A 14,147-nucleotide genomic window follows, 5' to 3' on the forward strand; every position below is an offset into this window, starting at 1 on the left:
GCGTCGTCCGTTCGGGATGGCCGAGGCGACCGGGACGCGGGTGCGCCCCGGCCGCCTCGGTGCGGGCTCAGGCCAGGCCGAAGGTGCGGCGCAGGCGCACCAGAACGCCGGCGGCCAGGGCGCCGATGGCGGCCAGGCCCCACGCGGAGCCGTTGCCGGTCTCGACCGTGTCCGGGACGGTGTGGCCGTCCTCGGCCGGCTACTCGGGAGCCGGGGCCGCGGGCTCGCCCTCGTCGACGACCGGTTCGGCCGGCTGCTCGGGCTCGGCGGGCTCCTCGGGGGCGGGGGCCGGATCGACCGGCTCCTCCGGGGCGGGCTCGGGTTCCGGAGCCGGCTCGGGGGCGGGCTCGGGTTCCGGAGCCGGCTCCGGCTCCGGCTGCGGCTCGGGGGCCGGCGCCGGGTCGATCGGGGTGGGCGTGGAGTCGCCCGGCAGGTCGAGCACCTCCACGGTGAACTCGACCGTCCGGGTGACGCCGTTCGCGGTCATCACCACGGTGAAGGTGTCGGTCCCGAGGAAGTCCTTCTCCGGGGTGTAGCCGAAGGAGGTCCCGCCGATCTCGACGGTCCCGTGCTTCGGCGCCACGGTGAGCTCGGCGTCGATCGGGCTCGGCACGCCGCCGTCCTCGGTCACGAGGGACTCGACGACGGTCGCGTTCTGGTCCGTGTAGACCCGCCACGTGGCGACCTCGGCCCAGTCCTCGAACGGGATGAACTCCTCGGCCTCGATCGGGGTCATGGTGCCGTCGGCGGCGAAGGCCGCGCCGAAGGCGAGCTGGCCGGCGCCGTAGACGTGCACCTCGTAGGGCTGCGCCAGGTCGCCGCCGAGGACCTGCTCGATGTCGTGCATGAACACGGCGCCCATGTCGTCCTCGGTGATGAAGTCGACCTGGATCTCGGTCTCCTCCCCCGACGCGGTGACGACGACGGCACGGATGTCCTCGGTCGCGAAGTTGTCGTAGAGGACGAACTCCATCAGGTCGTCGTCCGCGCTGACGAACGTGCCGGACGGGGTGCCGTGCTCGGGCGTCCAGGTGGCGGCGTGGGCCGGGGCGGCGGCGACGCCGACGAGGACGGCTGCACCGAGGGCGGCGGCGGACAGGCGGGCGGGGAACTGCAGGGACATGGGGTCCTCCGGTTCGGCGGTGCGGGCGTGGTGTCACCCCGAGTGAGTGCAGGTGACGTGGGTCACGGACACGTCGATCCTATCTGCCACATGTGCATCTGGTGAGCGCCGCCTGGCCGCAGCCGCAGAATTCACTCACTCTTCATGTGGGACGCCGCATCCCCGGGCTCGGCATAGCGGTCCCAGACGAAGGCCTGCAGCCGACGGGCGATCGCCTCCAGCGTCGCGGCGGCGAAGTGATCCTCCCGCCATGCCGCGTGCAGTCGCACCGCGAGCGCCCGCCCCTGCGCGATGACCCGCACCGGCGTCAGCTCGAAGGCCGGGTCCTCGGTGACGACGGCGACGCCCGCCCCCGTCGCGACCAGGGCCTGGGCCACCCGCCCGGAGTTCGCCTCGACGAGGGCCGGTGGCGTGAGGCCCGCCACGGCCACGGCGCCGTCGAGGACGCGCCGCGCCATGAAGGTGCGGGCGGGCGCGACGACGGGCTGGGCCACGAGGTCGTCGAGGGACACCCGCGTCCGGCCTGCCCAGGGGTGGCCCGGGGCGACGTACGCCCAGACCGGCAGGTCCATCAGCGGCAGCGACGCGACGGAGGGAGGCGGCACCGTCGGCATCACCACGAGGTCGTGCCGCGCGACGGCGTCGAGCAGCGAGTCGTCGAGCTGGGTCTCCGCCACGCGCGGGCGCGGGTCCTCCTCGCCGAAGGTGGCCACGAACGGCAGCACGACGTCGATGAGGGTGGTGCCCGGTGCGGCCACGGCCACGTCCGTGAGCCGCCCGGAGGCGAGCGCGCGGGCCGCCTGCTCCGCCCGTCGATGGGCGACGAGAACCTCGCGCGCCACCGGGAGGAACGCCTCGCCGGCCGTCGTCAGCTCGAGCCGGCCGCTGACCCGGGCGAACAGGGGCAGGCGCAGCTCACGCTGCAGCCGCTGCAGCTGCCGACTGAGCGCGGACTGCACGAGATCCAGGCGGATCGCCGCCCCCGAGACCGTGCCGACCTCGGCCACCGTGACGAAGGCCCGGAGCAGTTTCTCCTCCATGCCGGATGAGCATAGCCGCCATGCCAGATGATCACTGGACGGCATGGACTCAACGCCCCACCATGGGAGGACGCGGCCCGACGCGTCGTTGTCGTGCCCACCCGTCGTCCCCGCTCCCCGTGAGCCGTCCCCAGGAGGCACCCCCATGACCGCCACCCCCGACCTCGAGCAGACCCGCCATCTGGCCACCGAGCTGCCCGGCCCTCGCTCCCGTGAGCTCGCCGAGCGCCAGCAGCGTGCCGTCCCGGCCGGCGTGGCCACCACCATGCCGGTGTACGCGGCCCGCGCCGCGGGCGGCATCCTCGAGGACGTGGACGGCAACCGGCTGATCGACCTGGCCTCCGGCATCGCCGTGACCTCCGTGGGCGCCTCCCACCCGCGCGTCGTGGCCGCCGTCCAGGAGCAGGTCGCGCGGTTCACCCACACCTCGTTCATGATCACGCCCTACGAGGGCTACGTGGCCGTGGCCGAGCAGCTGGACCGCACCAGCCCGATCCCCGGCGAGACCCGCACCGCCCTGTTCAACTCCGGCGCCGAGGCCGTGGAGAACGCCGTCAAGGTGGCCCGCGCCTACACCGGCAAGCAGGCCGTGGCCGCGTTCGACCACGCCTATCACGGCCGCACCACCCTGACGATGGCGCTCACCGCCAAGTCCATGCCCTACAAGCACAGCTTCGGACCGTTCGCCCCCGAGATCTACCGCGTGCCCGGCTCCTACCCGCTGCGCGACGGCCTGTCCGGCGCCGAGGCCGCGCAGCGTGCCATCTCCGCGCTGGAGAAGCAGATCGGCGCCGACAACCTGGCCGCCGTGATCATGGAGCCGGTCCAGGGCGAGGGCGGCTTCATCGTCCCGGCCGAGGGCTTCCTGCCGGCCGTGGTCGAGTGGTGCAAGGCCAACGGCGTCCTGTTCATCGCGGATGAGGTCCAGTCCGGCATCGCCCGCACCGGCACCTGGTTCGCCTCCGAGACCGAGGGCATCGAGCCGGACCTGATGGCGACCGCCAAGGGCATCGCCGGCGGCATGCCGCTCTCCGGCGTCACCGGCCGCGCCGAGGTGATGGACTCCGTGCACCCGGGCGGCCTCGGGGGCACCTACGGGGGCAACCCCGTCGCCACGGCGGCGGCGCTCGCCGTGTTCGAGGCCGTCGAGGAGGGCGGTCTCCTGGAGAAGGCCCGCCGGATCGAGCAGGTCATCCGCGAGCACTTCGAGCAGAACGCCGACGACCGCATCGCCGAGGTCCGCGGCCGCGGCGCGATGATGGCGATCGAGTTCGTGGACCCCGCCACCGGCGAGCCGGACGCGACGCTGACCGCCACCGTGGCCGCGGCCGTGCGCGCCACCGGCGTCATCCTGCTCACGTGCGGCACCTACGGCAACGTCATCCGCTTCCTGCCGCCGCTGACCATCGGTGAGGACCTCCTCAAGGAGGGCCTGAGCGAGGTCACGAAGGCGCTGCGGTCCGCCTGAGCCCCCGCCACCGGCGGACCGACGACGACGGCCCCGCATCCCCGTCCGGGATGCGGGGCCGTCCGCCTGTCGGCAGAGGACTCAGATGTCGTCCTCGTAGGCGGGGCCGCCTTCGTTCTCCATGGCCTCGAGGCGCCGGGACTTCTCGGCGGTGAAGATCCGGCGGACCCCCGTGCCGCCGAACTCGTCCTCCGGGACCAGCCCGACGCCGTACTTCCGCAGGGCCTTCTCCAGACGCAGACGCTCGTCCACCCGCAGGTCGGCCAGCCCCTTCTCGAAGCGGCGCAGCTGCTCCTTCTCGAGGCCGGCCGCGGTGGCCAGGGTGCGGACACTGACCTGGGCGAGAGCGCGGCCGGCACGCGCCACGTCGAAGGTCATCGGGGTGGGGTACATCAGACATTCTCGATTCTGCAGTTCTCGACGGGGATCCGATCCATGATGGCCACGCCCCGGATGAAGGGACAAGGGCGCGCCAGCCTAGAACCCGCTGTGCGGTAGGCACCCAGCCGACGGAGACGACCCTGGCCGACGATCGGGGAGAATATGGCGGTCATCACTCCCCCACCCCCGAGAAAGGGGGCTCCATGAGCCACGTGACCTCTTCCCCGCCCGAGACAGGGCCGGGTCTCAAGAAGACCCTCTCGTCGCTCGACGCCTACGCCATGGGCTTCGGCGCCATGATCGGCTTCGGCTGAGTCGTCCTCGTGGGCGGCTGGCTCAAGAACGCCGGCACCTTGGGCTCGATCATCGCGATCGTCTCCGGCGGCCTGATCATGACCGTCGTCGCGCTGGTGTACGCCGAGCTCGTCGCAGCGATCCCGAAGGCCGGAGGCGAGCATCACTTCCTGCTGCGTGGCATGGGCGCGCGGTGGAGCTTCCTCGGCTCGTGGGGCATCACGGGCGGATACATCTCGATCGTCGCGTTCGAGGCCGTCGCCCTCCCCCGCACCACCGCGTACATCTGGCCCGAGATCGAGTCGATCCCGCTGTGGAACGCCTTCGGCTCGGACGTCTACCTCGTCTGGGCGCTGGTCGGCGCCGGGGCCGCCGTGGTCATCACCTGGATCAACTACATCGGCGTCAAACTGGCCGGCATCGTGCAGACGATCGTCGTCGCCACGCTGCTCGTCATCGGCGCACTCCTGGTGTTCGGGGCCGGAACGGGTGGCTCCGTCGCGAACTTCGAGCCGCTCTTCACGGACGCCCGGGGCCTCTTCACGGTGATGGTCGTCGTGCCGTTCCTCTTCGTGGGCTTCGACGTCATCCCTCAGTCGGCCGAGGAGCTCAACATGCCCCCTCGCCGCATGGGCGTGATGATCATCGTCTCGGTGGCCGCCGCGACCCTCTGGTACATCATGGTGATCCTGACGAACGCGTCCTCGATGCCCCGTGAGCAGCTCGTGAACGCCGACCTCGTGACGGCTGACGCCATGGCGGCCCTGTTCCACAGCCCGGCCATGGCCAACGTGCTGCTCGTGGGCGGCCTGGCCGGCATCCTCACCTCCTGGATCGCCCTGCTCATGGGCGCGGCTCGCCTGCTCTACGCGATGGGCGTCTCGGGCATGCTGCCCCGCTGGTTCGGACACATCCACCCGAAGTACCGGACCCCGTCGAACGCGGTGCTGTTCATCGGCGTGCTCTCCATCGCGGCGCCGTTCTTCGGCGCGGGCGCCCTGGGCTGGTTCGTGGACTCCGGCTCCCCGTCCATCGTGTTCACCTACATGATGGTCTGCGTCGTGTTCCTGCTCCTGCGCCGCCGCGAGCCGGAGATGGACCGCCCCTTCCGCGCGGGCGGCGCGACCGCCGGGCGAGTGCTGGGCGTGACCGGTGTGATCCTCACAGCGGGGCTGCTCAGCCTCTACATCCCGGGGATGCCCGCCTCCATCGCCCCGATGGCCTATGCCTTCTTCGGCCTGTGGTGGCTGCTCGGCTTCGTCTTCCTCTTCCGCATCCCGCGCGGGATAACCCCGGGCGAGGACGCAGAGGAGCGTCTACTGGAACGTCTGGCGCGTCGCTGACCCATCGCTCCCGCCACGCCGGCGGGACGCGGACGGGCCCGCCTCCGGTCACCGGAGGCGGGCCCGTCGTCGTCGTGGGGTGTCAGTCCTGGACGAAGTACATCTGCTTGTTGACGAACTCGTCCATGCCGAGCGGGCCGAGCTCGCGGCCGAAGCCGGAGCGCTTGATGCCGCCGAACGGGATCTCCGCCCCTTCTCCCGCCGGCGTGTTGACGTTGGCCATGCCGACCTCGAGCTGCCGGGCGATCCGCTCGGCCTGAGCCTCGTCCTGGGAGAACACGGCGCCGCCCAGGCCGTACTGGGAGTCGTTGGCGAGAGCGAGCGCCTCGTCCGCGGACTCCACCTTGTAGACGACGGCGACGGGGCCGAAGAGCTCCTCGCGGTAGGCGTCCATCTCGGAGGTGACGCCCGTGATCACGGCCGGGGCGAAGCGGGCGCCCGCCTCGTCCGTGACGGTCCCGCCGACGTGGACGGTCGCGCCCTGCTGACGGGCCCGCTCCACCTGCTCGGCCAGGCCCTCGGCGGCACCGCGCGAGGACAGCGGGGTGAACACCGTCGGGTCCTCGTCGGCGGCCTCCCCGGGCTTCATGGCGTCGGCCAGGGACACCAGCTCGGCCACGAAGGCGTCATGGATGTCCGCCGAGACGATCATGCGCTTGTTGGAGTTGCAGGCCTGGCCCATGTTGTACATGCGGGTCGCCCACGCGGTGCGGGCGGCCTCGGCCGGATCCTCGGCGTCGAGCACGATGTACGGGTCCGACCCGCCGAGCTCGAGGACGGCCTTCTTGAGGTGCTGGCCCGCGAGCGCGCCGATCACGGAGCCGGCCCGCTCGGAGCCGGTCAGGGAGACGCCGGCCACGCGCGGGTCGGCGATGAACTCGGCGATCTGGTCGTGCGTGGCGAACACGTTGGTGTACACGCCGGCCGGCACGCCGGCGTCGTCCATGATCTGCTGCACGGCCAGGGCCGAGCGCGGGCAGATCTCGGCGTGCTTGAGCACGATCGCGTTGCCGAGCATGAGGTTCGGCGCGGCGAAACGGGCGATCTGGTAGTACGGGAAGTTCCACGGCATGACGCCCAGCAGCACACCCAGGGGCAGGTGGCGGATCATGGCGCGGCCGCCCCCGTAGGTCTCGATGGGGCGGTCCGCGGCGAGGGTGGGGCCCTTGTCCGCGAAGTAGCCGAAGATGGCCGAGCTGAACTCCGCCTCCTCGACGCCCTCGGTCACGCGCTTGCCCATCTCGGTGGCGATGATCTGCGCGAGCTCGTCTTTGCGCTCCTCGAAGAGGTCCGCGACCTTCTGCACGATGGTGGCGCGTTCCTCGATGGGGCGGGCGGCCCATGCGCGCTGGGCGGTCTCGGCGGCGGCCAGCACCTGGTCGACCTCACCGTCGGCGAGGGCGGGGAAGGTCTCCACGACCTGGTCGGTGCTGGGGTCCTGCACGCGATAGCCGGTGGGGGTGCTCATGAGTGGGTCCTCTCGTTGGGGTCCCGGACCACGGCAGTGCCGTCGTCGTCCGGACGGATGATCGGGATGGGTCGGGTCGAGTCCGTCTGCGGCAGGGTCTCGCCACGGAAGTAGGCCGGGTGGCGCAGCCGCGTCCACATCATCAGTACCACGCCGATGGCCAGCACGCCCATGCCCAGGATGAACACGGTGCCGACACCGAACACGGAGGAGCCGGAGCCGTAGTCGGGGTCGGTGGAGTCCATCGCGGTCACGCAGAACATCACCAGCAGCACGAGGCCGCCGATCAGCGGGAACAGGAAGGTGGTGAGGGCGTTGCCCACCGAGGTGAACCACTCGCGGCGGAAGTACCAGACGCAGGCCAGGGCGGTGATGCCGTAGTAGAAGCAGATCATCAGGCCCAGAGCGGTGATGGTGTCCCACAGGGCGTTCTCGGAGAGCAGCCGCGTGACGACGTAGAAGAGGCCGGCGAAGCCCGCGCACACCCAGGTCGCGAAGGCCGGGCTGTTGAACCGGGGGCTCAGCTCGGCGAAGCGCGCGGGTACGGCCCGGTAGAAGCCCATCGCCAGCAGGGTGCGGGCCGGGGAGACCATGGTGGACTGCAGGGAGGCCAGGGAGCTGACGAGGATCGCGCTGGACATGATCACGGCAAAGGGGCCCAGGATCGGGCCGGCGAGGACCGCGAAGATCGACTCCTGGTTGTCCGGGTTGCCCGCGCCCAGGCCCTCGGAGCCGATGCCCGCCCAGGAGATCACGGCCAGGGCGGACAGGATGTAGACGGCGATGATGACGAACACGGTGACGGCGGCGGCCCGGCCGGGGGTGCGCTCGGGGTCCTTGGTCTCCTCGTTCATCGTGAGGGTCACGTCCCAGCCCCAGAACAGGAAGATGGACAGGGAGACGCCGGCCGCGACCACACTGAAGTCGCCCGCGGTGAACGGGTTGAACCAGTCCAGCTGCACCGGGGTGGGGTCGAAGCCCGCGCCACGGGAGGACTGCGTCAGGGCGGCGACCGCGAACGCACCGAGGGCCAGGATCTGGAAGGCCACCAGGATGTACTGCAGGTGCTTGGTGGTCTCCATGCCGCGGTGCGAGATCCATCCGGCCAGGGCCAGGTACACCAGGGTCAGGGGGATGTTGACCCACAGGTTGCCGGCCAGGTCCGCGATGGCCTGGCTCCCGGTGATCTGGGCGAGCAGCAGGAACGTGAAGTCGACGGCGACGGCCGCCAGGTTGGACAGCACGATCACGGAGGCGGCGATGAGCCCCCAGCCGCCCATCCACCCGACATACGGCCCGAAGGCGTGCGTGGCCCAGGTGAACGACGTGCCGGAGTCCGGCACCCGCGTGTTCAGCGCCCGGTAGCCGAGGGCCACCAGGAGCATCGGGATGAAGCCGAGCAGCAGGATCGCGGGCACGTGGGTGCCGACGGTGCTGATGGTCGGCCCGAGGCCCGAGGTCAACGTGTAGGCGGGGGCGACGACGGAGACGCCGATCACCACCGCCCCGAGCAGGCCGACCTTGCCGGCCTGGAGCCCCTTGTTGCTCACCCCGCCCGGGTTGAGCAGGTTGACCTGCTCGATGGCGGAGGTGGTCGGGTACACGTGCTCGTGTCCCTCATTGTCGACGACGCGGCGTCGTGGGGTGGATGCGCTCATGAGGATGTCCTTGTCCGTCGGGCCGGTCAGCCGGTGGGCTGCCCCGCGTCGGTGGCTTCCCGCTCGGCGATGGCCAGGGCGGCGGCCTCGCCCATGCGGATCGCGCCGTCCACGTGCTGGTAGCCCTCGGCTGCGATGTCCGAGCACGCGTAGTGGATGGGACCGGTCGGGCGGTTCTGGAGGTGGCCCCAGCGGGAGAGCCCGCCGAGGTCGTAGCTGGTGGCGTAGGCGCCTCGGGTCCACTCCTCGGCGGCCATGTCCGAGAGGAAGAACGCGATCGGCTCGAGGGTCCGGGGGCCGAGGTACTCGGCCATGGCGCCGAGGATCGCGGCCTTGCGCTCCTCCTCCGGCAGGGCCCACATCTGCTCCGCGTACACGTCGGACACGAAGCCGACGAGGGTGCCGTGCGGGTCCTCCTTGCCCGGGGCGCCACCGGCCAGGTTCTCGCCGCGGTTGGTGTTGTCATAGATCTCCTGGACGAGACGGCCCCCACCGAAGCACGTGCCGGACAGGCCCTCCTCGCGCCAGAACGGGGTCTCGTACACGGCGTGCACCTTGATGACCAGGCCCATGGAGATGTGCTGGTGCGCGATCTGCTGCTCGCGCGGCATCGGCGGCTCGAAGGAGATGCGGCTGTAGAGGTTCGGCGGGACGGCCAGGACCGCGTAGCGGGCGTGCACCTCGTAGTCGTCAGTGAGCGCCACGACGTCGCCGGCGGCGCCGTCGTGCGCCACGCCGTTGCGCACGTCTGCGGCCACACCGTTCTTCTCGTCCGCGGTGGACGGGTCCGGCTCGGCCCAGCGCAGGGTGCGCACCGGCTGGCCGAGGACGACGTCGTCGCCCAGCTCGGCGGCCATGGCCAGGGACACGGACTGCATGCCGCCCTCGACGCGCTTGTCCAGGATGAAGTCCTCGTCCACCAGGTTGCGGAACGACCCCGCCGAGGCGGACATGAGCAGCGCCTGGAGCAGGGAGAAGGTGTGGGAGGGCTTGGTCAGCATGCCGGAGGCGATGTAGATGGAGACGTTGTCGATGGCCTCCGGGTCGTCGGACTGCTGCTCCAGCCAGTGCCGGAAGGAGATCTTGTCCAGCTCGGCGGCCCGCGGGTGCTCCCACGGGGCGGCGGCGTCGATCTCGGCGGTCAGTTCGTCGATCTTGGCGATCAGGCGATCCATCTCCCGGTCCGTCTTCTCGGCCACCGGGAAGTCGAGGCCGTCGTAGACGTGGCGTTCTCCGCGCGGGTCCACGTAGACGTTGCGACCGTCGCGGAAGCGGGAGAACGTCGGCAGGCCGAGCTCCTCCACCAGGGAGATGAGGCGGGTCTGGTCCGGGGAGATCCACTGGCCGCCGATCTCGATGAAGTGGTCCTTGCCGTCGGCGCCCTCGACCAGGCCGTTCCAGGTGCGGCCGCCGACGCGCCGGCGAGCCTCCAGGACGGTGACGGACAGGCCCTGGGCCTTCGCGGTGCGGGCGGCCATGAGGCCGGCCGGGCCGGCGCCGATCACGACGACGTCGCTCGTCCGGCGCTCGCGGCCGGCGGTGGCGGGGGCGGTGGTCATGGGGTGCTCCTCTGGCGGGGACGGGGCATCGGGCGGGGCCCGGGTGAATGCCGTTCATTTAGAGTGTCGGCGCTCACTGTACGGGCCGCGCGCCGGGAAGGGAAGGCTGGTCCGTAGCCGGCCTGACACCTCCTGCCCGTCCGACGGGTCAGAATGGCCGGATGGACGAGACCACTGAACCGCCCCGGGCGCGCCGCCACCGCGGACGACCTCTCTCCCCCGCTCTGAGCCGCGAAGCGATCGCGGACGCGGCGCTCGCGGTCGCCCGCACCGAGGGATACGAAGGGCTCACCATGGCGGCGGTCGGCCGTCGCCTGGGCGTGGCGCCGAGCGCGCTCTACAACCACATCAGCGGCAAGCATGAGCTGCTCGTCCTGCTGCAGGACGCCGTGATGGGCGAGGTCTCGCTCGTCGAGCTGGAGGCCGCGATCCGGGGCGAGGTGCCCGTCGTCGCCGCCCTGCGGGCGTGGGCGCGCTCCTACCGCGACGTCTTCGCGGCCCATCCGCCGCTGATCCCGCTCATCGCGACCCTGCCGATCGAGGGAGCCCCGTCGACGCAGCGGGTCTACGAGACGGTGTGCGCGGTGCTGGCCCGGACCGGTCTGGCGCCGGAGCAGGTGCTGGCCCGGGTGATCGCGCTCGAGTCGTTCATCTACGGGTCTGCGTACGACGTCGACGCTCCGGCCGACATCTTCGAGGTGGCGGGGGCGCAGGAGCGCCTGCCCGCGCTTGGCGCGGCCGCCGAGGCCTTCCGGGCGGGCGGGGGCACGCGCGCGACGGGGGCGCGGAACCCCTATGCGGACGCACCCTTCGAGGAGGGACTGGACCTGCTGCTGGCGGGCCTCGGCGACTGACGCGCGGGCTGCCGGCCGCGTGTCATGCCGGCACGGACGCGCCGCCCCTGAGCGTAAGAGGGGCGGCGCGTCGAAGGATCTGTGCGCGGCGGGCTGTCAGTCGGTCAGGCCCAGACGACGGCGGGCCGCGACCTGCACTCCCGCGGCGGCGGCGCCGAGGCCGGCCAGCCACCAGCCGGTGGACTGCCCCGTCTCGACGGTGTCCGGGGTCGTGTGCTGCTCGTCGGCGTCGTCCTCGACCGGAGCGGGCTGTTCCTCCTCGTCCCCCGGAGCCGGGGCGGCCTCGTCGCCCCGGAACGCGGCGAGCGCCGCGGCGGTGTCCGGGTCGGTCAGGTCGAGCGGCTTCCCGTTGAGGACGCCGTCCTCGGCTTCGACGAAGCCGTCGTACGCGGCGGGGATCTCCTCGCCGACATGCACCGTGACGGTCTGGACGTGGGCGACGTGCTCGCTGTAGAAGTCGACGGTGAAGGTGTCCGTGCCGACGAAGCCCTCCTCGGGGATGTACCAGGCACGGAGCTCGGAGTGCTCCGAGTCACGGAACGCGAAGACCTCACCGTGGGCCGGCTCGGTCACCACCTCCGCGTAGGTGTTCTCCATCGTCGGCGCGGCGACCATGTGGAGGATCTCGGCGCCCTCCACCCCGGGTGCCAGCTGCATGGCCGAGTCCCAGACCAGGGGCCGGTCCCCGAGGTGGCCCGTCTGCGGGCCGTCGACGGAGTGCACGGCCGCCCCCTGATCGTCGGCGAGGTCGGCGTCCGCCTGGAGCGTGATGCCCATGTTCAACATCTGCCCGTCGGCCACGACGTCGTACCGCACGAGGCCTTCACCGGCCGCGCCGAGCGCGCGGCGGGTCTCCAGGACGTCCACCGCGCCGCCGTCGATGACGTCCAGGGCGGTGAACTCCACCTCCTGGCCGCCCTCCAGGCGGATGCCGTCCTCGGCCACCGGGGTGAGCGTGAGCGTGAGGTCCTCCGGGTCGTAGCCGTCGTAGGTCTGGAAGAAGGCGGCGGTGACGTTCTCGTGGTCGACGGCCTGGAAGTAGCCGGCCTGGGGGCCATGGGCGTCGTCCCAGGCCGCGGCGGGGCCGGCGAGGGCGACGGTGGTGATGAGGCCGGCGGCGGCGACGGCGGCGGGCAGGTGACGGAGGGAGGGACGACGGGTACGGATGACGGACATGGCAGATCCTCACTGAGTCGGCCGGACAGGGGTGGCGGTCCCCGCCTCTGCAGCACCGGTGGTCCGGGCTCCACGGGTGGAGACGCCTCGAGTCTGTCCGCCGAGAGCCTGCCGTGAAAGGGCTGTGCGACGTCGATGCGTGATCGACGCTGGACCGCAACCCGGTCGTGACCGGCGGGTCTCGACGGCGAGCTGGCCGTTACGACGACGAAGGCCCGGTCCGTATGGACCGGGCCTTCTGCCTGGTGGAGGTAAGGGGATTCGAACCCCTGACCTTCTGCATGCCATGCAGACGCGCTACCAACTGCGCCATACCCCCAGGTGGGTGATGCCCCCGTTTCCGGCGGACCGGCCGGAGCACCTGAATAGAATACCCGGCCCGCGGCAACCGCGCAAACCGGCCGAGCGGCGTCGATGGACCGCCGCGGCCCCACGGCCTAGCGTGCAGGGGACGCCCCCATGCCCGCCGCCAGACCAGGAGGTCCTGCATGCCCCCCACCGACGCACCGATCCGCACCGCCCTGATCGGCTACGGGTTCGCCGGGAAGACGTTCCACGTCCCCCTGCTCCACGCCACGGAGGGACTCGCTCTCACCCATGTCGTCTCGAGCCGCCCGGACGCGGTGCACGCGGACCTGCCGGACGTCGTCGTGGTGCCTGACGTGGACAAGCTCCTGGCTCGCCACGACGTGGACCTCGTGGTGATCGCCGCCCCGAACGACCAACACGCGCCGCTCGCGCGCACGGCCCTGAGGGCGGGTAGGCACGTGGTGGTGGACAAGCCCTTCACGCTGAGTCTCGCCGAGGCGCGGGAGCTTCGCGACCTCGCGGTCGAGACCGGGCGGGTGCTGCGGGTGTTCCAGAACCGCCGCTTCGACAGCGACTTCCTGGGCATCGCCGAGCTGGTCCGCTCCGGCCGGCTCGGGGACGTCGTCCACCTCGAGTCCCGGATCGACCGCTTCCGCCCGACCGTCCGGGACCGCTGGCGGGAAGCCGCGGTGCCCGGGGGCGGCATCTGGTTCGACCTCGGACCGCACCTGGTCGACCAGGCGCTCCTGCTCTTCGGTGTCCCCGAACGCGTAGACGCCGACCTCGCGGCCCTGCGTCCGGGCGCCCCGGTCGAGGACTGGGCGCACTGCGTGCTGCAGTACCCGGGCCGGCGCGTGGTCCTGCAGGCGTCGATGCTCGTGGCCGGCGGCAGCCCGCGCTTCGCGGTCCACGGCACGCGTGGCTCCGCGGTGAAGGAACTGCCGGATCGGCAGGAGGTTCAGCTGCGCGCTGGTCTGCTCCCCGGCGCCGAGGGCTGGGGCGTCGATCCGGACCCGATCCTCCTGCACGACGGGGAGGGGAACACCGAGCGCGTCCCCGCGCCGATCGGAGCCCAGCAGCGGTCCTACGCGGGCGTGCGCGACGCGATCCTGGGCCGCGCGAGCAGCGACGCCGCCACCCCCGACCAGGCCGTCGCCGTGATGGCGGTGCTCGAGGCCGCCGTCGCCTCGGCGCGGGAGGGCCGTGCGGTGGAACCCGCACTCACGGCGGCGGAGCGCGCAGCGTACCCCGGCGTGTCCCCCGCACCGACCGCGGCGGAGCGACATCACCGCAGTGCAGAACCGCGGTGATGTCGCGGGGCGGCGGTCGCCTCCCGGCCCCGCACGGGAGTCCGACGACGACGAAGGCCCGGTCCGTACGGACCGGGCCTCCTGACTGGTGGAGGTAAGGGGATTCGAACCCCTGACCTTCTGCATGCCATGCAGACGCGCTACCAACTGCGCCATACCCCCAG

The 14,147-nt window shown here is 71.8% G+C and carries 11 protein-coding genes and 2 tRNA genes; 4 read left to right on the forward strand and 9 right to left on the reverse strand.

The window, feature by feature from the left end:
* Nucleotides 1-199: 199 nt before the first annotated feature.
* Both NR073_RS09030 and NR073_RS09035 read right to left on the reverse strand, forming a co-directional pair.
* Nucleotides 200-1,123 (reverse strand): Ig-like domain-containing protein, encoded by a 924-nt coding sequence (locus NR073_RS09030; RefSeq protein ID WP_127435148.1) that lies wholly within the window; start codon nucleotides 1,121-1,123, stop codon nucleotides 200-202.
* Nucleotides 1,124-1,254: 131 nt separating this feature from the next.
* Nucleotides 1,255-2,163 (reverse strand): LysR family transcriptional regulator, encoded by a 909-nt coding sequence (locus tag NR073_RS09035; RefSeq protein WP_127435147.1) that lies wholly within the window; start codon nucleotides 2,161-2,163, stop codon nucleotides 1,255-1,257.
* 145 nt (nucleotides 2,164-2,308) lie between these two features.
* On the opposite strand from NR073_RS09035, the gene gabT reads away from it, so the two are divergent.
* Nucleotides 2,309-3,631 carry a 4-aminobutyrate--2-oxoglutarate transaminase gene (gabT, locus tag NR073_RS09040; RefSeq protein ID WP_127435146.1) on the forward strand — a complete coding sequence of 441 codons (1,323 nt, stop codon included), beginning with the start codon at nucleotides 2,309-2,311 and terminating at the stop codon, nucleotides 3,629-3,631.
* An 81-nt stretch (nucleotides 3,632-3,712) separates the two neighbouring features.
* Here gabT and NR073_RS09045 read toward each other — a convergent pair whose 3' ends face one another.
* Nucleotides 3,713-4,024, reverse strand: coding sequence for a hypothetical protein (locus tag NR073_RS09045; protein WP_127435145.1), 312 nt, complete (start codon nucleotides 4,022-4,024; stop codon nucleotides 3,713-3,715).
* A gap of 311 nt (nucleotides 4,025-4,335) precedes the next feature.
* On the opposite strand from NR073_RS09045, the gene NR073_RS09050 reads away from it, so the two are divergent.
* A complete protein-coding gene (locus tag NR073_RS09050) occupies nucleotides 4,336-5,649 on the forward strand; it encodes an APC family permease (protein WP_238692760.1) in 1,314 nt (437 codons plus the stop codon).
* Between the two features lie 82 nt (nucleotides 5,650-5,731).
* Here NR073_RS09050 and NR073_RS09055 read toward each other — a convergent pair whose 3' ends face one another.
* The 3 genes from NR073_RS09055 to NR073_RS09065 are packed head-to-tail and all read right to left on the reverse strand — an operon-like array spanning nucleotide 5,732 to nucleotide 10,334.
* The gene (locus tag NR073_RS09055; RefSeq protein WP_095354173.1) at nucleotides 5,732-7,117 is read right to left on the reverse strand and encodes an NAD-dependent succinate-semialdehyde dehydrogenase; all 1,386 of its coding nucleotides are present in this window, start codon (nucleotides 7,115-7,117) and stop codon (nucleotides 5,732-5,734) included.
* Nucleotides 7,114-8,775 (reverse strand): APC family permease, encoded by a 1,662-nt coding sequence (locus NR073_RS09060; protein ID WP_036316957.1) that lies wholly within the window; start codon nucleotides 8,773-8,775, stop codon nucleotides 7,114-7,116. Before NR073_RS09060 ends, NR073_RS09055 begins: the two co-directional genes overlap by 4 nt.
* A gap of 26 nt (nucleotides 8,776-8,801) precedes the next feature.
* Complete coding sequence (locus NR073_RS09065) at nucleotides 8,802-10,334, reverse strand: NAD(P)/FAD-dependent oxidoreductase (protein ID WP_041103003.1); 1,533 nt, start codon at nucleotides 10,332-10,334, stop codon at nucleotides 8,802-8,804.
* Nucleotides 10,335-10,495: 161 nt separating this feature from the next.
* Between NR073_RS09065 and NR073_RS09070 the strand changes: the two genes are divergently transcribed.
* Entirely contained in the window at nucleotides 10,496-11,188 is a 693-nt protein-coding gene (locus NR073_RS09070) for a TetR/AcrR family transcriptional regulator (protein WP_036316951.1), read from the forward strand.
* A gap of 96 nt (nucleotides 11,189-11,284) precedes the next feature.
* On the opposite strand, the gene NR073_RS09075 is transcribed toward NR073_RS09070, so the two are convergent.
* Nucleotides 11,285-12,364: a hypothetical protein gene (locus NR073_RS09075; RefSeq protein ID WP_256748758.1), complete on the reverse strand. Its 1,080-nt coding sequence runs from the start codon at nucleotides 12,362-12,364 to the stop codon at nucleotides 11,285-11,287.
* A 243-nt stretch (nucleotides 12,365-12,607) separates the two neighbouring features.
* A tRNA-Ala gene (locus NR073_RS09080) sits at nucleotides 12,608-12,683 on the reverse strand.
* A 169-nt stretch (nucleotides 12,684-12,852) separates the two neighbouring features.
* On the opposite strand from NR073_RS09080, the gene NR073_RS09085 reads away from it, so the two are divergent.
* The gene (locus NR073_RS09085) at nucleotides 12,853-13,983 is read left to right on the forward strand and encodes an oxidoreductase (protein ID WP_135101373.1); all 1,131 of its coding nucleotides are present in this window, start codon (nucleotides 12,853-12,855) and stop codon (nucleotides 13,981-13,983) included.
* 86 nt (nucleotides 13,984-14,069) lie between these two features.
* Here the strand turns inward: NR073_RS09085 and NR073_RS09090 are convergent.
* Nucleotides 14,070-14,145: transfer RNA gene (locus tag NR073_RS09090), tRNA-Ala, on the reverse strand.
* Between the last annotated feature and the right edge of the window lie 2 nt (nucleotides 14,146-14,147).

Origin of the sequence: Micrococcus sp. Mcc28, assembly GCF_024519775.1 — a bacterium.
Taxonomy (GTDB): domain Bacteria; phylum Actinomycetota; class Actinomycetes; order Actinomycetales; family Micrococcaceae; genus Micrococcus; species Micrococcus luteus.

Bases quoted from the DNA above. Each gene is read 5' to 3' on its own strand.
- NR073_RS09030 (WP_127435148.1), bottom strand. From the start codon at position 1,123: ATGTCCCTGCAGTTCCCCGCCCGCCTGTCCGCCGCCGCCCTCGGTGCA.
- gabT (WP_127435146.1), top strand. From the start codon at position 2,309: ATGACCGCCACCCCCGACCTCGAGCAGACCCGCCATCTGGCCACCGAG.
- NR073_RS09070 (WP_036316951.1), top strand. From the start codon at position 10,496: ATGGACGAGACCACTGAACCGCCCCGGGCGCGCCGCCACCGCGGACGA.
- NR073_RS09035 (WP_127435147.1), bottom strand. From the start codon at position 2,163: ATGGAGGAGAAACTGCTCCGGGCCTTCGTCACGGTGGCCGAGGTCGGC.
- NR073_RS09075 (WP_256748758.1), bottom strand. From the start codon at position 12,364: ATGTCCGTCATCCGTACCCGTCGTCCCTCCCTCCGTCACCTGCCCGCC.
- NR073_RS09065 (WP_041103003.1), bottom strand. From the start codon at position 10,334: ATGACCACCGCCCCCGCCACCGCCGGCCGCGAGCGCCGGACGAGCGAC.
- NR073_RS09055 (WP_095354173.1), bottom strand. From the start codon at position 7,117: ATGAGCACCCCCACCGGCTATCGCGTGCAGGACCCCAGCACCGACCAG.
- NR073_RS09045 (WP_127435145.1), bottom strand. From the start codon at position 4,024: ATGTACCCCACCCCGATGACCTTCGACGTGGCGCGTGCCGGCCGCGCT.
- NR073_RS09060 (WP_036316957.1), bottom strand. From the start codon at position 8,775: ATGAGCGCATCCACCCCACGACGCCGCGTCGTCGACAATGAGGGACAC.
- NR073_RS09085 (WP_135101373.1), top strand. From the start codon at position 12,853: ATGCCCCCCACCGACGCACCGATCCGCACCGCCCTGATCGGCTACGGG.